Annotated in this window: 19 protein-coding genes; 12 read left to right on the top strand and 7 right to left on the bottom strand. The window is 56.0% G+C overall.

All coding sequences use genetic code 11. The features are described from left to right. Positions 1–18 precede the first annotated feature (18 nt). Positions 19–2061, bottom strand: coding sequence for an ASKHA domain-containing protein (locus AC2TDA_RS11845; RefSeq protein ID WP_480879379.1), 2043 nt, complete (start codon positions 2059–2061; stop codon positions 19–21). A gap of 218 nt (positions 2062–2279) precedes the next feature. On the opposite strand from AC2TDA_RS11845, the gene guaB reads away from it, so the two are divergent. The 3 genes from guaB (at position 2280) to AC2TDA_RS11830 (ending at position 7362) form a co-directional block, all read left to right on the top strand. Next, positions 2280–3728 carry an IMP dehydrogenase gene (guaB, locus tag AC2TDA_RS11840; protein WP_480879378.1) on the top strand — a complete coding sequence of 483 codons (1449 nt, stop codon included), beginning with the start codon at positions 2280–2282 and terminating at the stop codon, positions 3726–3728. A 72-nt stretch (positions 3729–3800) separates the two neighbouring features. Continuing rightward, positions 3801–4964 carry an RsmB/NOP family class I SAM-dependent RNA methyltransferase gene (locus tag AC2TDA_RS11835; RefSeq protein WP_480879377.1) on the top strand — a complete coding sequence of 388 codons (1164 nt, stop codon included), beginning with the start codon at positions 3801–3803 and terminating at the stop codon, positions 4962–4964. 106 nt (positions 4965–5070) lie between these two features. After that, positions 5071–7362, top strand: coding sequence for a hybrid sensor histidine kinase/response regulator (locus tag AC2TDA_RS11830; protein ID WP_480879375.1), 2292 nt, complete (start codon positions 5071–5073; stop codon positions 7360–7362). A 5-nt stretch (positions 7363–7367) separates the two neighbouring features. Here the strand turns inward: AC2TDA_RS11830 and AC2TDA_RS11825 are convergent, their stop codons facing one another. Beyond that, positions 7368–7961, bottom strand: a complete 594-nt coding sequence (locus AC2TDA_RS11825) for a gamma-glutamyl kinase (protein WP_480879373.1) — start codon at positions 7959–7961, stop codon at positions 7368–7370. Between the two features lie 191 nt (positions 7962–8152). Here AC2TDA_RS11825 and recA point away from each other — a divergent pair, with 191 nt between their 5' ends. The 4 genes from recA (at position 8153) to AC2TDA_RS11805 (ending at position 13298) form a co-directional block, all read left to right on the top strand. Then, on the top strand, positions 8153–9217 hold the full coding sequence (gene recA, locus AC2TDA_RS11820) for a recombinase RecA (RefSeq protein WP_480879371.1): 1065 nt from the start codon (positions 8153–8155) through the stop codon (positions 9215–9217). A gap of 177 nt (positions 9218–9394) precedes the next feature. Continuing rightward, complete coding sequence (gene alaS, locus AC2TDA_RS11815) at positions 9395–12067, top strand: alanine--tRNA ligase (RefSeq protein WP_480879370.1); 2673 nt, start codon at positions 9395–9397, stop codon at positions 12065–12067. 1 nt (position 12068) lies between these two features. Next, positions 12069–12356, top strand: a complete 288-nt coding sequence (locus AC2TDA_RS11810; protein WP_480847954.1) for a DUF1330 domain-containing protein — start codon at positions 12069–12071, stop codon at positions 12354–12356. Between the two features lie 105 nt (positions 12357–12461). Then, positions 12462–13298, top strand: coding sequence for a transglutaminase-like cysteine peptidase (locus AC2TDA_RS11805; RefSeq protein ID WP_480879369.1), 837 nt, complete (start codon positions 12462–12464; stop codon positions 13296–13298). A 12-nt stretch (positions 13299–13310) separates the two neighbouring features. On the opposite strand, the gene AC2TDA_RS11800 is transcribed toward AC2TDA_RS11805, so the two are convergent. The 3 genes from AC2TDA_RS11800 to AC2TDA_RS11790 all read right to left on the bottom strand — a co-directional run bounded on the left by AC2TDA_RS11800 (position 13311) and on the right by AC2TDA_RS11790 (position 16863). Then, positions 13311–14003, bottom strand: a complete 693-nt coding sequence (locus AC2TDA_RS11800) for a hypothetical protein (RefSeq protein ID WP_480896861.1) — start codon at positions 14001–14003, stop codon at positions 13311–13313. A 630-nt stretch (positions 14004–14633) separates the two neighbouring features. Next, positions 14634–16451, bottom strand: a complete 1818-nt coding sequence (gene typA / locus AC2TDA_RS11795; RefSeq protein ID WP_480847948.1) for a translational GTPase TypA — start codon at positions 16449–16451, stop codon at positions 14634–14636. 76 nt (positions 16452–16527) lie between these two features. After that, positions 16528–16863 (bottom strand): DMT family transporter, encoded by a 336-nt coding sequence (locus AC2TDA_RS11790; RefSeq protein ID WP_480847947.1) that lies wholly within the window; start codon positions 16861–16863, stop codon positions 16528–16530. 180 nt (positions 16864–17043) lie between these two features. Between AC2TDA_RS11790 and AC2TDA_RS11785 the strand changes: the two genes are divergently transcribed. Beyond that, a complete protein-coding gene (locus tag AC2TDA_RS11785; protein WP_480847946.1) occupies positions 17044–17166 on the top strand; it encodes a hypothetical protein in 123 nt (40 codons plus the stop codon). Between the two features lie 83 nt (positions 17167–17249). Here the strand turns inward: AC2TDA_RS11785 and AC2TDA_RS11780 are convergent, their stop codons facing one another. After that, entirely contained in the window at positions 17250–17495 is a 246-nt protein-coding gene (locus tag AC2TDA_RS11780) for a hypothetical protein (protein WP_480847944.1), read from the bottom strand. Next, complete coding sequence (locus AC2TDA_RS11775; protein WP_480847942.1) at positions 17495–18148, bottom strand: alpha/beta hydrolase; 654 nt, start codon at positions 18146–18148, stop codon at positions 17495–17497. The genes AC2TDA_RS11780 and AC2TDA_RS11775 overlap by 1 nt, the downstream gene beginning before the upstream one ends. A gap of 181 nt (positions 18149–18329) precedes the next feature. Between AC2TDA_RS11775 and iscR the strand changes: the two genes are divergently transcribed. From iscR to AC2TDA_RS11755, 4 genes are read left to right on the top strand one after another with little or no spacing between them, the layout of a single operon-like run. Continuing rightward, positions 18330–18788 (top strand): Fe-S cluster assembly transcriptional regulator IscR, encoded by a 459-nt coding sequence (iscR, locus tag AC2TDA_RS11770; protein ID WP_480879367.1) that lies wholly within the window; start codon positions 18330–18332, stop codon positions 18786–18788. Positions 18789–18848: 60 nt separating this feature from the next. Further along, complete coding sequence (locus AC2TDA_RS11765; RefSeq protein ID WP_480879366.1) at positions 18849–19892, top strand: cysteine desulfurase family protein; 1044 nt, start codon at positions 18849–18851, stop codon at positions 19890–19892. Positions 19893–19908: 16 nt separating this feature from the next. Beyond that, positions 19909–21432 (top strand): Fe-S cluster assembly protein SufB, encoded by a 1524-nt coding sequence (gene sufB, locus AC2TDA_RS11760; RefSeq protein WP_480848283.1) that lies wholly within the window; start codon positions 19909–19911, stop codon positions 21430–21432. After that, positions 21432–21635, top strand: a complete 204-nt coding sequence (locus AC2TDA_RS11755) for a hypothetical protein (protein ID WP_480847938.1) — start codon at positions 21432–21434, stop codon at positions 21633–21635. The genes sufB and AC2TDA_RS11755 overlap by 1 nt, the downstream gene beginning before the upstream one ends. Positions 21636–21648: the final 13 nt, after the last annotated feature.

The raw sequence follows: 21648 nt of genomic DNA, 5'->3' as shown, positions 1-21648 counted from the left end.
CTCCTTGAGTTGGCCCGACTATGACCTTCTGCGACGGCGGCGGCCAGATTTTTCCTCATCTCCACCAGTGTTAAAACTGGGGTTGGGCAGGGTGACCACCTGCGACAATTCCGGGAACGGGTCGGTCTTGTGCGGGATCGCGTTGGCGGCCACGAAATGGTCCTGAAATTTGGGTTCGATTGCAGTTTCGATCTTGGTGATTTCGCGCACCACACGCTCGATCTCGGCCCGTGAGCCAATGTTGCACAGGGCTATCCGCGCCCCGGTTCCGGCGGCGTTGCCTGCACTTGAGACCTTGTTCAGAGGTGCGTCCGGGATCATGCCCAGCACCATCGCGTGTTTGGTCGAGATATGGGCGCCGAACGCGCCAGCCAGAACTACGCGATCGACTTTGTCGACCTCCATCTCGTCCATCAGCAGACGTGCGCCCGCATAAAGCGCTGACTTGGCCAGTTGGATTGCACGGATGTCACCTTGCGTGACTGTGATCCTCGGACCCCCATCTGCACTGGCATCGTGAATCAGATAGGCATGGGTACGCCCTTCCGGGATCGCACGTGCTGTTCCCGTCTGTTCAGCCGAGCCAATCAAACCGCTTTCGTCCAGAAGCCCGGCGATGCGCATCTCGGCTACGGCCTCGATGATGCCCGATCCACAAATCCCGGTGATCCCGGTTGTCGCAACATCCTGATCAAACCCGTCTTCGTCCGACCATTTCTCGGATCCGATGATGCGGAATCGGGGTTCTTTTGTGACAGGGTCGATCTCGATCCGCTCTATGGCGCCGGGCGCGGCGCGTTGGCCGGAACTGATCTGTGCACCCTCAAATGCGGGACCTGTCGGGGAAGAACAGGCCAAAACACGTCTGGTGTCGCCCAGCAGAATTTCGGCATTGGTGCCCACGTCCACAATCAGGACCAGATCATTGGACTTGCCGGGCTCTTCGGAAAGGGCCACGGCTGCACAGTCGGCGCCTACATGTCCCGCTATGCACGGTAGAATGTAGACCTGTGCGCGTGGGTTCATGTTGATCAGGTCCATCTCGCGTGCGGGCAGTGAAATGCTTTCAGATGTCGCCAAAGCAAACGGAGCCTGGCCCAGCTCGACCGGGTCCAGACCCAGCAGCAAGTGGTGCATGACGGGGTTACAGACAAAGACCGTCTCGACAATCAACTTGGCGTCGATACCGGCTTCTTCCGCGATCGAGGTCGTCAGATCATTGATCGCCTCGCGCACGGCTTTGGTCATTTCCCGATCTCCGCCGGGGTTCATCATCGAATAGGACACGCGGCTCATCAGGTCTTCGCCAAATCGAATCTGCGGATTCATCAAACCTGAAGACGCCTTTACCTCGCCGGTTTCCAGATCGGTCAGATGGGCGGCAATGGTGGTCGATCCGAGATCGATCGCAAGGCCATAGAGGCCGCTTTCATGCAGGCCGGGCCAGATTTCAACGATCCGGGCAACGGTGTCCTTGTGGCCTTTGTGCACAGCCACCGTTACTTCCCATTTGCCCTTGCGCAGAACAGGTTGCAGCTTGGACATCAGGGAAAGATCAGCTGTTACCGCTTCGATGTGCCACTGCTCGCGCAGGGCGCGCTCCAGCCTCTCCAGATCGCCCGTGGGCGAGTGCATGTCGGGTTCTTCCACCACGACAAAATAGAGGCGCGTCGCCGGGTCCATCGTGATCGCGCGCGCTGTGGCCGCCTTTCGGACAACCTGCCTGTGAACCTGGCTTTCAGGCGGTACGTCGATCACGATGTCACCTTGAACTGAAGCCTGACAACCCAACCGGCGGCCCGGCTTCAGGCCACGTTTGTCATCATATCGCTGTTCGACTGAGTTCCATTCGCTCAGTGCGTCTTCGTGAGCCGTCACGCCGTGCTTGGGAAACTCGCCATAGCTGGGCGTGATCTGGCATTTCGAGCAGATGCCACGCCCTCCGCAGACCGAATCCAAGTCGACGCCCAATTGACGGGCGGCGGCCAATATCGGGGTGCCGACCGGGAAATGCCCGCGTTTACCGGACGGAGTGAAGACGACAAGAGGATCGGTGGTCATGGGTGACATGCCTTTTTGTATTCGCGCGTATCCCGCGCAAGATATGGGTTTGTGCGCAAAGGGAAAGGCCCGTCAGCGGCACGAATTGCACAGCTTGCGTCGTTTTCCACCGCGTCATCGCCCCGCAGGCGGAAACTACTTGAGGTCGGGGGCTTTTCCTTCGGTGCAATCCATGCAATAGGGTCACCGTCAAACGGGCTTTTGCATGGGGTTAACAGATGCAGATTCGTGAGGCACTCACCTTTGACGACGTTCTCTTGGTTCCGGGCGCATCTTCCGTGCTGCCGGCCACTGCGGATACGACCACGCGTGTGACGCGCGAAATCACCATGAACATCCCGTTGCTGAGTTCAGCAATGGACACGGTGACCGAAGCGCGCATGGCCATCGCGATGGCCCAGGCCGGTGGGATCGGCGTTGTTCACAAGAACCTGTCGGTCGAAGAACAGGCACGGGAAATTCGCCGCGTGAAACGGTTTGAATCGGGGATCGTCTACAATCCGGTCACCCTGACGGCCAATCAGACGCTGGCCGACGCACAGGCGCTGGTCGAACGTTACAATTTCACCGGCTTTCCGGTTGTCGACGCTGACGGGCGAGTTGTCGGCATCGTCACCAACCGCGATATGCGGTTTGCCACGTCGGACGATACGCCGATCAGCGCGATGATGACGTCGGACAATCTGGCCATGTTACAGGAACCCGCCGATCTGGAAGAGGCCAAGAGCCTGATGCGCGCCCGACGGATCGAAAAGCTGTTGGTTGTTGATGGTTCGGGAAAACTGACCGGTCTGTTGACGCTCAAGGATACCGAACAGGCCGTATTGAACCCAACCGCGTGCAAGGATCATCTTGGCCGTTTGCGCGTGGCGGCGGCGACGTCGGTCGGCGATGCCGGTTTTGGCAGGTCCGAGCAACTGGTGGATTCCGGAGTTGACATCATAGTTGTTGATACCGCGCACGGCCATTCGCAGGGCGTTCTTGACGCGGTCAAACGCGTAAAAACATTGTCAAACGAAGTGCAGGTGATCGCAGGCAACGTGGCGACCGGTGAGGCAACCCGCGCCCTGATCGATGCAGGGGCGGACGCGATCAAGGTTGGCATCGGTCCGGGGTCGATCTGCACGACCCGCATGGTCGCCGGTGTGGGTGTGCCCCAGTTGACTGCCATTATGGATTGTTCCTCGGCCGCGGGAGACGTTCCGGTGATCGCTGACGGCGGCATCAAGTTCTCGGGCGATTTCGCCAAGGCCATCGCGGCCGGCGCATCCTGCGCCATGGTCGGTTCGATGATTGCGGGAACGGATGAAAGCCCAGGCGAGGTAATTCTTTATCAGGGCCGTTCGTTCAAATCGTATCGCGGCATGGGCAGCCTGGGTGCCATGGCTCGCGGGTCGGCCGACCGGTACTTCCAGAAAGACGCCGCCAATGACAAGCTGGTTCCTGAAGGGATCGAGGGGCAAGTGCCTTACAAGGGCTCGGCTAGCGCTGTGGTTCACCAGCTGGTTGGCGGATTGCGCGCGGCCATGGGATACACCGGTTGCGCCACGGTCGAAGAGATGCGCCGCAACTGCAACTTCGTGAAAATCACCGGCGCAGGCCTGAAAGAAAGCCACGTGCATGACGTTCAGATCACGCGTGAAAGCCCGAATTACAGGGTAATGTGATTTCAACACCTGTTCACGGCGCCCGGCCTCAAGGCGCCGTCCGGCAGCTGACGCGAAGGATCGGAAACCTCAATGATACCAGCTGCGCGCGTGCAGGCGTCGATAGAAATTCTCGATGACATCCTCGCTGGTGCGCCAGTGGAAAAGGCCCTGACAGGTTGGGCACGCCGCAGCCGGTTTGCGGGTTCCAAAGACCGTGCCGCCATTCGCGATCATGTTTTCGAAGCGTTGCGCCGAAAGCGCTCTTTTGCGGCATTGGGAGGGTCGGAAACGGGCCGTGGCCTGATGATCGGTCAAACTCGCGCATCAGGGCAGGACCTGTCGATCGTATTTACCGGAACCCGCCATGCGCCTGACCCCGTGGCTATTTCTGAGGTTGCACGGAATTTTTCCAGCACTGCCGAACAGCTGGACATCCCGGAATGGCTTTGGCCAGAGTTCGAGCGATCTCTGGGGGATGAGGCTGAGGCAGCAGCGATAGCATTGCAAGAGCGCGCGCCGGTTCATTTGCGGGTCAATCTTTCCAAATGCGATTTGGCGCAGGCAATCCAGACACTGGGCCAAGATGAGATAGAAGCCCAGCCGCATTCTGCTTGCGAAACTGCGCTGGAAGTTACGGTAGGGGCCCGGAAAATTGCGCAAAGCCAGGCTTATGCATCGGGTTTGGTCGAACTTCAGGATGCGGCCAGTCAGGCCATAGTTGCTGCATTGGATTTGCAGCCGGGCATGCGTGTACTGGACTATTGCGCAGGCGGTGGCGGCAAGGCTTTGGCTCTGGCGGCTCGGCACGAGGGCGTGCGTGTTTTTGCCCACGATGCCAATCCAGGTCGCATGCGTGATCTGCCAGTGCGGGCAGACCGGGCAGGGGCGAAGATCACGGTGTTGGCTGGCAGCGAGATCGCGGAGCAAGCGCCATTCGACGTTGTTTTGACGGACGTGCCTTGCTCTGGCAGCGGGTCATGGCGGCGGGCTCCTGCAGGGAAGTGGACCTTGACGCCTGAAAGTTTACAGGCCCTTACAGGTGTTCAATCCGAAATACTGGACGCGGCGGCACCTATGGTCGCGGCTCAGGGTGCGCTGGCCTATGCGACGTGCTCAATGTTGGCTGTGGAAAACGATGCCATCGTCGAGCAATTTGTCCGCAACAACCCGGCTTGGTCGGCTACTTATCGTAAAGCGTGGCGGGTTTCCCACGGAACCGATGGGTTTTACACGGCGCACTTGACGCGAAACTGATCTACTGAAAACAACTAAAAGAAGATTTTTGGCCGCCGAATTCGTTAAGCAGCGGTTAACCATTGTGATCCGATACTCATCGGAAACAATTCACGTTGAGTAGTTGATGTCTGACACCACAGAGAATTTGCCGCCGCCGACGACGGAATCGGGGCACGGTCGCGCGCGCATAATCTCACTGGGTTTAAGTGCCTTATTGCTATGTGCTCTCCCAGTTTTTCGCGTTTTACCCGGCCATTGGAATACTGGTCTGGTCGTTGTCGGCTTGTCATTTCTATCGGTCGCGTTGTTCCAAATTGTCCGCACCATGTTGGCGCTTCGAATAGCAGAACAGAAGAATTCTGTGTTAGCGGCGCTAATCGAACAAGAGGACGAAGCCTGTTTCATCACTGACGCCAATGCAAATCTTCAGATCGCCAACGACCAAGCGCGTGCGCGTTTTCAAGCGCAAAAGGGACTCCGGCTCGACGTCACTCTGAGATCACTTTTTGCCAATCCGGCTGCGATACTATTTCGCCTTCAGGCACGAGCCCGGGACAAAGGACATTCCTGTGAAGAGATCGTAACGAGAGGACAAGCAACTACGATCAGCGTCACGAAACTTGAAAACGGTTTGTATTCTTGGCGGATCGGACTGGCGGCAAAAAGGCAATGGAACAGCCCCCTAGTTCCTATCATAACAACCGGGCGCAACGGCACCATCGTGCAGGCCAATGAGGCCGCTCGGCTGCTGCTTGGGCAGGAGGTGACTTCGCTGGAACACGTTATCTCAAGGGAGGTACCCCTAAACGGCGTGATGGCGCGTCTTCAAACTGCTGACGGCCCGCAGACAGTGGTTGTGTCGACGCTTCGTGATGGCGGGGTAGACCGTGATCTTTTGCTGGTGCCGGTCAAAGGTGCCCGGCCCGAGGTTGGGGCGAAGTCTTTTGCTGATCTGCCTGTACCGATCATGCGTCTTTCGCCAGAGGGAGAAATCCTTGAAACAAACCGCCTTGCAGCTCGCCTGGTCGGAGAGTTGGGACCCGAAAGAGCAAATATAGAAGACATCATGCAGGGGCTGGGTCACCCGATTGGGGAGTGGCTAGTTCGCACGGCTGAACAGGATTTGCCCCCGCATTCGGAATTTTTACGACTCTCACGCGATGATAAAGAGGTTTTTGTCCAGGTCACTCTGTCCAGAGTGTTCTGGGATGGGAAGATTTGCCTGATCGCCGTTTTGAATGATGCGACCGAACTTAAGACTCTGGAAGCTCAGTTTGTACAAGGACAGAAAATGCAAGCTGTCGGGCAATTGGCTGGTGGTGTTGCGCATGACTTCAACAATCTATTGACGGCAATCTCGGGCCACTGTGATCTTCTGTTGCTGCGTCACGATCAGAATGATCCGAATTACGGGGACCTGGTCCAGATCAATCAGAACGCCAATCGGGCTGCGGCGCTTGTCAGCCAGTTATTAGCATTTTCCCGAAAACAAACGCTTAGACCAGAGGTGTTGGATCTGAGGGACACGATCTCGGACCTCATCCATTTACTGAACCGTCTGGTTGGGGAAAAGGTACGACTGACTCTCAGCCATGATCCGGTGCTCAAGCCGGTCAAGGCAGACAAGCGGCAACTTGAGCAGGTTCTGATGAATCTCGTCGTCAATGCCCGCGATGCAATGCCCGAAGGTGGTGAGATTAGGATTGAAACCGAAGTCACCACATTGGATCAGCCCTTGGCGAGAGATCGCGCAACGGTGCAACCCGGCGAATACGTTACGGTAAAGGTGATCGACAGCGGGGTGGGCATACCTGCAGATAAACTGCAGAAAGTGTTCGAACCCTTTTATACCACCAAGCGCACCGGCGAAGGGACCGGTCTGGGCCTTTCCACGGTTTATGGGATCGTAAAGCAGACCGGTGGATTCATTTTTGTCGACAGTGTTCTGTGTCACGGTACTGAGTTCACGGTATTCCTGCCTGTGTGCTCTATTGCAGAAATAATTGAACCCGAGGCCGTCGTTGCCCACCCTGAGCAGGGGGCGCAACAGGGTGAAGGCGTAGTGCTGCTGGTTGAAGATGAGGCACCGGTGCGCGCTTTTGCCACCAGGGCTTTGCGATTGAAAGGCTACACGGTTCTTGAAGCGGATTCGGCCGAGTCGGCGTTGAATCTGCTGGAAGATCGCACATTGTCTGTCGACGTGTTCGTTACGGATGTGGTTATGCCCGGCATGGATGGCCCCACTTGGGTACGGGAAGCCTTAAAGACACGTCCCGACGTCCGTGTGGTGTTTATGTCCGGCTACACCGAAGGCGCATTTAGTGACTCTGGTCCTGAAATCGAAAATTCGACTTTCCTGCCGAAACCATTCTCCCTCACACAGTTAACCGAAGCAGTTTTTCAACAACTTAACTGAGGGATTTAGCGCGCCGATGCGTGTAAGGCGAAGTCGTCAGAGAATTTCCGGCGATATTTCGCATAGATTTTATCGGACAAGTCTAGGGTCCGCATTGGTGACACATTTTCCGAAGGTAGGTGAATCTCACAGTTGAGGCGGTTTTGCAGGAATTCCAGTATCGCTGATTGGTTCTCGTATTTGAAAACATGTGCCGCCCCGGCGCCGTTGCTCCGAGTCCGAAAAAAATCAGACTGACAGCCGACATCGGCGAAGGCAGGAGGAGGGTTTTGCAAATATGCCTGAACGAACGCATTGAAACTGAGGTTTTGGGTCGAGTTGGCATGGCCGTCCAATTCTGGGCGACCCCGGTACCTGTACCAGCTGCTCAGCCAGTCGACCGGTTCGCGTACAACAGCCATGATCTCCATTTCGGTATCGAACATCTTCTGAAAGATGTTCTGGAAAAACCGATCGAAACGACGAACAGACGCGTGCTTTAATTCCGGAGGGCCGGAAACGACCAGATCGGCGCGGTCCCGTAGTGCCTTAAGATAGGCCGAGCTACCAGTTTTGGGAACGGACAAAAGCGCTAGGCGTTCTTTGTAGAAAACAAGCATTTTTCCCTTTACCTTCAATGCTTTTGAATTTTCAGATTGTCGTAAACGACTCCTTAACACAATTGGAGAACAGTAAGAATTGTAAGTTTTTGTTGAAATGTTCTCTTTTTGATCTCATAAGGAACAAGAGGCGAACAAAGCAGCGATTGCCGCCCGATCAAGGGTGTGACAAAAGGGAAGGCGACAGGACAATGGCGGATCTTCTGACGATGAGCGACAAGAAAAACGCAGATAAGCAAAAGGCGCTCGACAGCGCGCTGGCCCAGATTGAACGACAGTTTGGCAAAGGCTCGATCATGAAGCTTGGCGACGATACCAAGCAGGAGATCGAAGCAAGCTCGACCGGATCTTTGGGATTGGATATCGCGCTGGGTATTGGCGGTTTGCCGATGGGGCGAATTGTTGAGATTTATGGACCTGAAAGCTCCGGTAAAACGACGCTGACCCTGCATTGTATTGCCGAGCAGCAAAAACGTGGCGGTGTGTGTGCGTTTGTTGACGCGGAACATGCTCTTGACCCGCAATATGCTCGTAAACTGGGTGTCGACCTCGATGAGTTGCTGATTTCACAGCCTGACACCGGTGAACAGGCGCTAGAGATTACCGATACGCTGGTGCGCTCGGGCGCAGTGAACATGGTTGTGGTCGACTCGGTTGCGGCTCTGACGCCGAAATCCGAGCTGGAGGGCGACATGGGCGACAGCAATGTCGGCGTTCAGGCCCGTTTGATGAGCCAGGCGATGCGCAAGCTTACCGGTTCGATCAGTCGCTCGAAGTGCATGGTGATCTTCATCAACCAGATCCGGATGAAAATCGGCGTGATGTTCGGAAGTCCGGAAACCACCACCGGCGGCAACGCTCTGAAATTCTACAGCTCGGTTCGTTTGGACATTCGCCGGATCGGTGCGATCAAGGACCGCGATGAGGTGGTTGGTAACCAGACCCGCGTAAAGGTCGTCAAGAACAAGGTGGCGCCGCCGTTCAAGCAGGTGGAATTCGACATCATGTATGGTGAAGGCATCAGCAAAATGGGCGAATTGCTGGATCTGGGCGTCAAGGCCGGGGTGGTTGAAAAGTCAGGCTCTTGGTTCAGTTATGGGGATGAGCGGATCGGGCAGGGGCGCGAGAACGCCAAGCAATACCTGCGTGATAACAGCCGTATCGCATTGGATATTGAGGATAAGATTCGCGCAGCGCACGGGTTGGATTTTGAAATGCCTCCTCAGGCGGATGAGGATGATATCTTAGAAGCCTAGCAATTGGTTATGTGAAGCATAGAAGCTGCGGTTACTCCGCAGGCGTCGTGAATGCCTTGAACAAGGCGGTCCAGTAGGGCCGCCTTGTTTTGTTCCGGTGTGCCAATCCTGTGGACACTCCCGGGGCACGGGGCTAAACCTGCGCAGAACATGATGATTGCGCGCTGAGAGAGCCCTATGCAAACGCTGAACGATATCCGCTCAACCTTTCTGAACTACTTTGCCAAGCAGGGTCACGAAGTGGTCGCGTCCAGTCCGTTGGTGCCGCGCAATGATCCGACGCTGATGTTCGTGAACTCGGGCATGGTGCAGTTCAAGAACCTGTTCACCGGCGTTGAGACCCGTGACTACCAACGTGCCACAACAGCGCAGAAATGCGTACGCGCTGGTGGCAAGCACAACGATCTGGACAATGTGGGTTACACAGCGCGCCACCATACGTTTTTCGAAATGCTGGGGAACTTCTCGTTCGGCGATTATTTCAAGCCCGAGGCGATTCCGTTCGCATGGGAGCTGATCACCAAGGAATTCGGCATCGACAAGAACCGCCTGCTGGCGACGGTCTATCACACCGATGATGAGGCGTTTGATATCTGGAAAAAGGTGGGCATCCCAGAAGATCGGATCATTCGCATCGCCACCAACGACAATTTTTGGCAGATGGGTCCGACAGGACCGTGCGGACCGTGCACCGAAATTTTCTACGATCATGGCGATCATATCTGGGGTGGTCCTCCGGGATCAGCCGAGGAAGATGGTGATCGGTTCATCGAGATCTGGAACATCGTTTTCATGCAGAACGAACAGTTCGAGGACGGCTCGATGGTCGAACTCGACATGCAGTCGATCGACACCGGAATGGGGCTGGAGCGGATCGGTGCGCTTTTGCAAGGTAGCCACGACAACTACGACACCGACCTGTTCAAGACGCTTATTGAGGCTTCGGCAGATGCAACTGGCGTCGATCCTTACGGGGATCAGAATGTGCATCATAGGGTGATCGCGGATCACCTGCGATCAACCTCTTTCCTTATTGCAGATGGTGTGATGCCGTCGAATGACGGGCGCGGCTACGTACTGCGCAGGATCATGCGGCGCGCCATGCGCCACGCCCATTTGCTGGGCGCCAAGGATCCGGTCATGTACCGTCTGGTACCAACTTTGGTACAGTTAATGGGGGCTCAGTATTCTGAACTGGGTCAGGCGCAGCCGCTGATCGAAGAGACTTTGCTGCTGGAAGAAACCCGGTTCAAGCAGACACTGGATCGTGGTCTCAAGTTGTTGGACGACGAAGTTTCTGGTTTGCGCGAGGGAGAGCCTTTGCCGGGTGACGCGGCGTTCAAACTGTATGATACGTACGGGTTCCCGCTGGACCTGACACAAGATGCGTTGCGGGAAAAGGGCCGGACCGTGGATACGGATGGCTTCGATTCCGCGATGGCGGAACAGAAAGCCAAGGCACGCGCTGCCTGGGCAGGGTCGGGCGAGGCCGCGGATCAGGCGGTGTGGTTTGACGTTCTGGATATTGCGGGTGCTACGGACTTCCTGGGATACGACACGGAAAAGGCCGAAGGTCAGGTGGCCGCGCTTGTTGTCGACGGTGCTCTGGTCGACGAGATCGGGCAGGGTGGCAATGGTTGGGTGATCGTGAACCAGACGCCGTTTTATGGTGAAGCAGGTGGTCAAATTGGTGATACCGGCAAGATCCGCCGCCTCGAAGACCGCGATCACGTGTCCCGGGTTGAGGACACACGGAAACACGCAGATGGCAAGGTTTATGCGCACAAGGTAACAGTGGATCAAGGGACGATCTCCAAGGGTGACGCGGTCGAGCTTGAGGTCGACCATGCTCGGCGTACCGCCATTCGTGCCAACCATTCGGCCACGCACCTGCTGCACGAAGCCTTGCGCGAGACACTCGGAGATCACGTCGCACAGCGTGGCTCGCTGAATGCGGCAGATCGGTTGCGTTTCGATTTCAGCCACTCCAAGGCACTTACGCTTGAAGAGGTGCAGAAAGTTGAACGCGAGGTGAATGACTTCATCCGTCAGAATTCAGCGGTCGAGACGCGGGTCATGACTCCGGATGACGCCCGTGAATTGGGCGCTCAGGCGTTGTTCGGTGAAAAGTATGGTGACGAGGTACGTGTCGTTTCGATGGGTAAAGCAGCCACCGGCAAAGGTCACGATGGTGACACTTGGTCGATCGAATTGTGTGGTGGCACCCATGTGCGACAAACCGGCGATATTGGAACGTTTGTTGTTCTCGGCGACAGCGCAAGCAGCGCGGGAGTACGTCGGATTGAGGCCCTGACCGGAGACGAGGCATTCCGTTACCTGTCCGCACAGGATCATCGTCTGGCCCAAATCGCGCTTGAACTGAAAGCACAGCCCAATGATGTCGTGGACCGGGTCAAATCCTTGCTGGATGAACGTAAGGCTTTGCAGAACGAAGTGGCGCAGTTGCGTCGGGATCTGGCCATGGCCGGCGGCGCTGGTCAGGGCGGCGGCACCGAAGCGCGAGAAGTCAATGGAACGAAATTCCTGGCACAGTCGTTGACCGGTGTATCCGGTAAGGACCTTCCTTCCTTGATTGACGAGCATAAGGCGCGGCTGGGGTCCGGTGCCGTATTGCTGATTGCAGATACAGGCGGCAAAGCAGCGGTTGCAGCAGGTGTGACCGCAGATTTGACGGACCAAGTGTCCGCCGTGGATCTGGTCAAAGCGGCCGTATCCGAATTGGGAGGAAAGGGCGGTGGTGGTCGTCCGGATATGGCGCAGGGTGGGGGCAAGGATGCCTCGAACTCTGACGCAGCTATAAAAGCGGCCGAAAAGGTATTGGGAGGATAAGATGCCTGCACTCTGGATTGCACACGTCACGGTGACGGATGCCGACGCCTATGGGAAATATGCTGAGCTGGCCGGACCGGCGCTTGCAAAGCATGGTGGTGAGTTCATCGCCCGCGCAGCGAGATATGTTCAGTTGGAAGGGAAAGAGCGGCCCCGGAATGTCGTCGCTCGGTTCCCGTCTCTCGAAGCAGCGGTAGAGTGCTATAACTCGCCTGAGTATCAAGAAGCGCTCGATCATGCTCGTGGCGCGAGCGAACGAGAACTCGTTGTCGTCGAGATAACGGATTGAATTATAGGGCTTCCTGACGCTTCATACCTGTGTGTCAAGAAGCACCCTATTTATTGAAATTCCGCGTCCCGTATTAAGCGGTTTGTTCCCGGATCCGGTCTTTATTTGACCCGTCAGTTCAGCGCGGGTCTTCAATTGTGGCCGCGACTGCCACTTTGTTGCGCTGAAATCGTCAAAAAGAAATACGAATTTCTGCCGCTTTTCCCCCTCAGATTGACCTTTGATTGCTTTGCCGCCTCCGTTTCCATAGATTATGGGAACGGAATATGGATGCACACAAAAGTAATCGCTCGGATGGTATTGGATCGAGGGATGGCCATGAAAGTGTTTTGTTCCAAATTATTTACGAGTTCAAAAGGTTCACCTGAAAGATTGAAGTCAGTCGGAGCTGCAATCGCTCTGGCAATTGGTGTGCTGTTGTTTGGCGCGAAACTCTCAATTGCAGAATCTGCGTTTATCCCCACGTCGGCGGTTTCTCCGCCGCCATCGGGCGCGCAAAGATTGTGCGCGCAATACTCATGGGCGTGTGCGACCAAGCAATCTATTCAGATGTCCAGTACTCAGGAAATGAAGCTGGTCAAAAGTATCAACCGAAAGGTAAATTCCAGTACACGGTCAGTGACCGATCAGTCGCAATACCGGACTCGCGAGTTTTGGGCGCTTCCGACGTCTCGAGGTGGGGACTGTGAGGATTTTGCTCTGCTGAAGAAGCGCGACCTGATTAGGGCAGGGTTAGACCCAAGCAAATTACTGATTGCAACGGTGTTGGACACTCGCCGGAATTCCCATGCCGTTTTGGTCTATCGGTCGAGCCAAGGTGACTTAGTTCTAGATAACCTTACGAACCGGGTTAAACCGTGGGCGGCGACGCGGTATCTATTTTTGAGAATGCAAAACCCAAAGCAGCCCAAAGGTTGGATCGGCGTCTACGCAAGCAGTTGAGGCCAGAAGGGGCTACAGTATTGTTACCAAATGATGGGCGATGAATTCATCGCCCATTGTGTTTTTCAGCTTCAGGCCTGAAGAGTTATCTTTTTTCTCTACTTTCGCGACCTTTGCCCTTGTGTCCGTCACCTTTGGGACCTTTGCCCTTGTGTCCGTCACCTTTGGGACCTTTGCCCTTGTGTCCGTCACCTTTGGGACCTTTGCCCTTGTGTCCGTCACCCTTGGGACCTTTTCCCTTGTGTCCGTCACCCTTGGGGCCTTTGCCTTTGTGGCCGCCACCTTTATGGCCTTTGCCTTTAGGCCCATCGTCTTCAGGCCCATCATCTTCTGGTCCGTCGTCTTCAGGCCCATCGTCTTCAGGCCCATCATCTTCTGGTCCGTCGTCTTCAGGCCCATCGTCTTCAGGCCCATCATCTTCTGGTCCGTCGTCTTCAGGCCCATCGTCTTCAGGCCCATCATCTTCTGGCCCATCATCTTCTGGCCCATCATCTTCTGGCCCATCGTCTTCTGGCCCATCGTCTTCTGGCCCGTCGTCTTCCGGTCCGTCGTCTTCTGGCCCGTCGTCTTCTGGCCCGTCGTCTTCTGGCCCGTCGTCTTCTGGCCCATCGTCTTCTGGCCCGTCGCCTTTTGGTCCGTCGCCTTTTGGTCCGTCGTCTTCAGGATCATCACCTTTAGGATCGTCGCCTTCGGGTTCTTCACCATCTGGTCCGCTGTCTGTGCCTGGGTCGGTTCCCGTAGGAGTCTCGCCATCACGCCCGTCGCCGCTTCGCCTTGGATTGCCGATGGTTGATGCTGTCGGGAAGTCTGTGAGAACAGCCGCAAATCTTGGGCAATCTAGGAGCGTACGTTGAAGTATCTCCTCGAAATCTGCGCGTCGATGGATGTAACGCAACATGCGAGAACTGACGACATCACACGCGCATAGTGTATTGGAAGACACAGATTGCCTTGCGGTTTTGACGGTACACATGTCCGACGCACTGGCTGCCCCGGTGGAAAGTACTGGTAACGAAACCGAAACAAAAACAAACGAAAGTAACTTTGATCTCATGCGCATAGCGCACCTCCTCAGAACTCGTAACCCTTAGCAACCACTGGAACTTGTGGCGCCACATTCTTGACACAAATACCGCTAAATGATGCCTTGTTTACAGAGGGATTAGAACCGTCATTTCCCGAGAAAGCGCACTTTAAAGTAGAAATTCGGGCAATAACAAAGAGAAAGCCCGGGCATATGCCGGGCTTTCAATACCTTACTATTTTTCGGAGTGATTTAAAAATGTCACAGAAGTGCCATTGTTTCTAAATCAGGATATAAAAAGGCGCTCTGCGTCACGCAGATTTAGCCATCCGCTTGCGTTCATGTGGGTCAAGAAAGCGCTTGCGGAGACGAATTGCGTTCGGCGTTACTTCAACCAGTTCATCGTCGTCGATATAGGCAATCGCCTCTTCCAGTGAGAACTGAATATGAGGCGTCAGGCGCACAGCATCGTCCGAGCCACTGGCCCGTACGTTCGTCAGTTTTTTGCCTTTAAGAGGATTCACTTCGAGATCGTTGTCACGTGAATGCTCTCCGATAACCATGCCTTGGTAGATGTCGGTTTGCGGGGCAACGAACATGCGGCCGCGCTCTTCCAAGTTCCACAGGGCGTAAGCCACGGCCTGGCCGTTCTCCATCGAGATCAGAACTCCGGCACGACGACCTGGGATCGGACCCTTGTGCGGGGCCCAGCCGTGGAACACGCGGTTCAGAACGCCGGTGCCCCGTGTGTCGGTCAGGAATTCGCCGTGATAACCGATCAGGCCGCGTGATGGGACATGCGCGATGATGCGCGTTTTGCCTGCGCCGGCGGGGCGCATCTCAGCCAGTTCACCCTTGCGCGCTCCGGTAATTTTTTCGATCACCGAACCGGAATATTCATCGTCCACGTCGATGGTGACTTCTTCGATGGGCTCCAGACGCTGACCATCTTCTTCACGGAACAGAACCTGCGGGCGTGAGATGCTGAGTTCGAACCCTTCGCGTCGCATGTTCTCAATCAGAACGCCCATTTGCAATTCGCCGCGGCCGGCGACTTCGAAGGCCTCGCCGCCGGGGGTGTCAGAGATGCGGATGGCGACGTTCGACTCGGCTTCCTTCATCAACCGGTCGCGAATCACGCGGGATTGAACCTTTTTGCCGTCGCGCCCAGCCAGCGGAGAGTCGTTGATGCCGAAGGTGACAGTGATGGTGGGCGGGTCGATCGGCTGGGCGGGCAGGGCCTCGTCAACCTGAGGCGAAACGAGCGAATCTGCCACGGTGGCTTTGCTCATCCCGGCGATGGTGACGATGTCGCCTGCTTCGGCCACGTCAATGGGTTGCTGACCCAGACCGCGGAAGGCCAGGATCTTGGAGGCGCGGAAGTTTTCGATCAGCGCGCCGTCGCGGCTAAGTGCTTTCAGGGTGTCGCCGGCTTTCAGAGTACCGCTTTCGACGCGGCCGGTCAGAATGCGGCCGATAAACGGGTCGCTGCCCAGAGTCGTGGCCAACATTCGAAACGGTTCGTCCTTTTTCTCGGCCTGCTTTGGCGAGGGGACGTGATCAACGATCAGGTCGAACAGTGCGCTCAGATCCTTGCGGGGTCCGTCCAGCTCCATATCGGCCCAGCCCGAACGGCCCGAGGCGTACATGGCAGGGAAATCCAGCTGATCATCATCCGCGCCGAGGTTGGCAAACAGATCGAAGCACTCGTCCAGGGCCCTGTCGGGTTCGGCGTCCGGCTTATCGACCTTGTTCAAAACCACGATGGGTCGCAGGCCCAAGGCCAGCGCCTTGGACGTCACGAATTTGGTCTGTGGCATCGGGCCTTCGGCCGCGTCGACCAACAAGACAACACCGTCAACCATGCTGAGGATCCGTTCGACTTCGCCGCCGAAATCGGCGTGGCCGGGGGTGTCGACGATGTTGATGCGCGTATCTTTCCACTCGACCGAAGTCGCTTTGGCCAAGATGGTGATGCCGCGTTCACGCTCCAGATCGTTGCTGTCCATGGCGCGTTCCGCCACGGCCTGATTTTCCCGGAACGCGCCGGATTGCTTAAGCAGCTCATCAACCAGGGTCGTCTTGCCGTGGTCCACGTGAGCGATGATTGCGATATTGCGCAGTTCCATGAGAGGTCAGCCTTTGAACGGGAAGTTGCCGCGCGCATAGCGCGGCTTGGGCAAAGTTACCAGCCCTAACGCGCGATCAATGCCCGGCCGTGCTAGAAAACAGGTGAATGACGAGGATACCGCCCAGAATCAACGCCAGTCCAAGGATCGCTGGCCAGTCCAGTTTCTGACCAAAAACAAAGAACCCAATCAGGGCGATCATAGCGATGCCTAGCCCGGACCAGATCGCGTAAACGATACCAACGGGCATCACCTTGAGCGTCAGAGACAATAGGAAAAACGCAAAACCGTATCCCACAATGACCAGCGCAGAGGGCCAGAAGCGTGTGAACTGCTGACTGGCCTGAAGGGCGGTTGTTCCGATGGTTTCAGCGGCAACGGCCAATAAGAGGATCAGGTAGATCTTAGGCACGGGATTTCTCGCAGATGATTTGACGGTTTGGTTGACCACATAATTGGGGTTTTCGGCAAGTGAATTCCTACCTGCAATCAGAGCGAGAGTGACTCGAAGGTCAGGTAAACCCGACTATTCGGTTTATGGAGTATCGTGGTAACGTCACAGTGTTTATTAGTGTTTTTTTATGAGTTTGGAATGACGACATTTGCAAAATCCGTCATCATCATATCGTTTTTGATCGTGGCGCTGGGGTGGCTTGCAGACGGGGGGTCCGTCGACAAAGATGCAGCCATATTTGTTGAGCGGTTTTCGGGTTGATACAGTTTAAGCGCTAATCGCATACGATAGTGAAAAAGGAGCTCTCGGGCTCCTTTTTTGTTTTTCTTTGGCCCTCAGGGAAGCTATTGCTTTTCAATTGCCTTTAGCTTCGAACGATGCTCGGACAGTCTTTTGACCACGAACTGTCGGGCTTTTCGCTCAGCAAGCCGGACCCGAATTTCGGTCAAATATGCCTCTTCCAGGGACTGTGAAGCAGCACCCAGGACTTCCCCAACCTCGACAAAGAATCGATCTTCGCCGGTTTCATCCATCACCTTCATTGTGTCTTCAGCCAGTCTGGCCGCGAGGGTAGAAATCGTGTCGGACATTACCGGGTGTTCTCGGTCAGGCGGCGCTTTACGTAGTCCGTCACGTCGGTCATCAGCGTGTCCATGTGGCGGTCCTGGAAAAAGTGGTCGGCGCCTTCAACTTCGTTGTGGGTGATCGTTATGCCTTTTTGTTCGTGCAACTTGCCCACCAGCGTTGTTGTGTCCGCCGGCGGTGCCACGCGGTCGGCCGAGCCGTTGATGATCAAACCGGAGGACGGGCAGGGCGCCAAGAAAGAAAAGTCATACATGTTTGCGGGTGGCGAAACGCTGATGAACCCGGTGATTTCCGGGCGACGCATCAACAACTGCATGCCGATCCATGCGCCAAACGAGAAACCTGCGACCCAGCAGTGTTTCGAGTTGTTGTTCATTGATTGCAGGTAATCAAGCGCCGAAGCCGCATCGCTCAGCTCACCGATGCCCTGATCATATTCGCCTTGACTGCGGCCAACGCCGCGGAAGTTGAACCGCAACACGGTGAAGCCCATGTTGTAAAAGGCATAGTGCAGGTTGTAGACCACCTTGTTGTTCATGGTCCCGCCGAATTGAGGATGCGGGTGCAGCACGATAGCGATCGGTGCGTCTTTTTCCTTTTGCGGGTGGTAGCGGCCTTCCAGGCGGCCTTCGGGTCCGGGAAAAATCACCTCGGGCATGTGTGCTTTGGTCCTGTCTTTTTACCGTGTCGGCGCCCAGAAATACTTGACGATATTCGTCAGGCACCTTAGAACGGTTCTAATTACATTTGGGCCGCGTAAAATACGCTGCCAGTGGGAGATACGCACTGGCTGCGGCGGCGTCAATGATTTCGCGCTATTCTTGCCACGAGGGAATACAATGAAGCTGTCAACCAAGGGCCGATATGCAATGGTTGCGCTTGCAGACATCGCGCTGCAACCAGTCGATCAGCTTGTGACGCTTGCTGAAATATCCGAGCGGCAGGACATCTCGCTTCCGTATCTGGAGCAGCTGTTCGTCAAATTACGCCGTGCGGAGTTGGTCTCGTCGGTTCGTGGGCCAGGTGGCGGCTATAGGTTGGCCCGTCCGGCATCGGATATTCGTGTGGTTCAGGTTCTTGCCGCGGTAGATGAAACTGTCGATGCGCTGCAAAAAGGCGCGGGGGCGTCCGGTGCGTCTTCTGGTAGCAGGGCGCAGTCGCTGACCAACCGGCTGTGGGAAGGTTTGAGCGCTCAAGTCTATGTGTTTCTGCACCAAACTCGCCTATCGGATGTCATTCAAAATGATCTGGCGCCGTGTCCTGCCGTACCTAGCCTGTTCTCCGTCGTGGACGACTGACGGAATGTCATGTAGTTCCACATCCCAAGACACCAAAAGCCCGTTTGAAAAGATGTATCCATGAAACGTATTTATCTGGATCATAATGCGACGACCTTGCTTCGGCCTGAGGCGCGCGCTGCCATGGTTGCGGCGATGGATGCTGCCGGAAACCCGTCTTCGGTTCACGCCGAAGGCCGGGCTGCTAAAGCGTTGGTCGAAAGGGCGCGCGCTCAGGTCGCGGCAGCTTTCGGCGCGGACGGTGCCGATGTTGTTTTCACGTCTGGCGCAACGGAAGGTGCTGCGCTGGCCCTCGCGGGGCGTGGGTTGAAGGGTGCCGCGGTTGAACATGACGCAGTTCGCGCCTGGACAGATGACAGCCTGCCCGTTTCAGGCTCTGGCCAAGTCGAAGTATCCAACCCTGAGTCTTCGACGCTGCAACTGGCTAACTCCGAAACAGGTATTGTTCAGACCTTGCCGGTCGGGCTCGCCGTGACGGATGCGACCCAGGCATTTGGTAAACTACCGGTCGCGTTCAACTGGCTGGGCGCAAAGACGGCTTTGATCTCGGCTCACAAACTGGGGGGGCCCAAGGGCATAGGCGCTGTGGTTATGAACCGCGGTACAGATCTACCTGCCCAAATCAAGGGAGGTGGCCAAGAGATGGGCCGGCGCTCGGGCACCGAAAATGTCATTGGGATAGCGGGTTTCGGGGCTGCTGCTGAAGCTGCGGCGCGTGATTTGGCGAATGGTGTCTGGGAAAAAGTTGCCGAACTTAGAAATATTCTAGAAAACGCTCTTGAGGCCGGCTCTAAATCTACTATTTTTGTCGGGAAAGATCAGGAGCGACTCCCGAATACTCTGTGTTTTGCCACCCCGGGTTGGAAAGGCGAGACACAGGTCATGCAGATGGATTTGTCCGGTTTTGCGATCAGCGCCGGGTCTGCCTGTTCCAGCGGCAAAGTACGTGCCAGTACGGTTCTGACGGCCATGGGTTACGACGAGCTGACGGCAGCGAGCGCGATCCGCGTGTCGCTTGGACCGGAGACGACTGAAGAAGATGTGCTGCGTTTCGCCGAAACGTGGCTTGAAAAAGAGAAAAAGCATCATGCGCGTGCCGCGTGATCGGACGGAGGATGTCATGGCCGCTTTGGACCAGACTCAGGTAAAAGAAGGCGTCGATCAGGACACCGTGGATGCGGTGCGCGAGGTCGGAGGCGCCTACAAGTATGGTTGGGAAACCGATATCGAGATGGAATACGCCCCTAAGGGGCTGACACCGGATATCGTCCGGCTGATCTCGGAAAAGAACGAAGAGCCTGAGTGGATGACCGAATGGCGGCTGCAAGCGTACGAGCGCTGGCTGCAAAAGGATGAGCCCGAATGGGCGATGATCGACTACCCCGAGATCGATTTTCAGGACCAGTATTACTATGCCCGGCCCAAGTCGATGGAGGTCAAGCCCAAGTCTCTGGATGAAGTCGACCCCAAACTGCTTGCCACATACGAAAAGCTTGGTATCCCGCTGAAAGAGCAGATGATTCTGGCAGGCGTCGAGGGCGCGGAAGCGGCACCAGCCGAGGGTCGTAAGGTTGCCGTGGACGCGGTGTTCGACTCGGTTTCGGTCGGCACCACCTTCCAGGCCGAACTTAAAAAGGCCGGGGTAATCTTCTGCTCGATCTCCGAGGCCATTCGCGAGCATCCGGAACTGGTCAAGAAATACCTGGGTTCGGTCGTGCCGGTGTCTGACAATTTCTACGCTACATTGAATTCAGCCGTGTTCTCGGATGGCTCGTTTGTCTATGTGCCGCCCGGTGTGCGCTGCCCGATGGAACTGTCGACCTATTTCCGGATCAACGCTGAAAACACCGGTCAATTCGAACGCACACTGATCATCGCCGACAAAGGCTCTTACGTGTCCTATCTTGAGGGCTGCACCGCACCTGCACGGGACATCGCGCAGTTGCATGCCGCTGTTGTCGAGATCATCGTCGAGGAAGACGCCGAGGTGAAGTATTCCACTGTCCAGAACTGGTATCCGGGCGATGAGAACGGCAAGGGTGGCATCTACAACTTTGTCACCAAACGCGCCGATTGCCGGGGTGACCGGGCCAAGGTGATGTGGACGCAGGTTGAAACCGGCTCGGCCGTGACGTGGAAATACCCGTCATGCATCCTGCGCGGTGATGACAGCCAGGGTGAATTTTATTCAATCGCCATCACTAACAATATGCAGCAGGCCGATACCGGCACCAAAATGGTTCACTTGGGCAAGAACACCAAATCACGGATCGTGTCCAAAGGGATCAGCGCGGGTAAAGCGCAGAACACCTATCGCGGTCTTGTGTCGATGCATCCCAAGGCTAAGAACTCGCGTAACTACACGCAGTGCGACAGTTTGTTGATCGGTGATAAATGCGGCGCACATACAGTGCCTTACATTGAAGTTCGCAATAATTCTTCACGCGTCGAGCACGAGGCGACAACCTCGAAGGTGGATGACGATCAGCTGTTCTATTGCCGCCAGCGTGGAATGGACGAAGAAGAGGCCGTCGCCCTTGTGGTTAACGGCTTCTGCAAAGACGTCTTGCAGGCCTTGCCGATGGAGTTCGCGATGGAAGCGCAGCAACTTGTGGCGATCTCACTGGAAGGCTCGGTCGGTTGATGGCTCGTACGCCGCGCAAACGCATCCAACGGGATGATGTGTTGACCGTTCTGGGATATGCGCTTCCGGTTCTGGGCGGGTTGTTGGGCGTGGCCTACGTAAACACCAACTACATGGAATTTATCAACCCGGTCTGGGCGGTTGGTGGAGGGGCCATCCTTGGTTGGATAGCCGCCCGCGTGATCCGCAAGATACTGGGATAAGAATACATCGGGG

This window comes from Ruegeria sp. HKCCD6426, from assembly GCF_057221115.1.
This window is presented reverse-complemented; position numbering and strand designations above follow the sequence as displayed.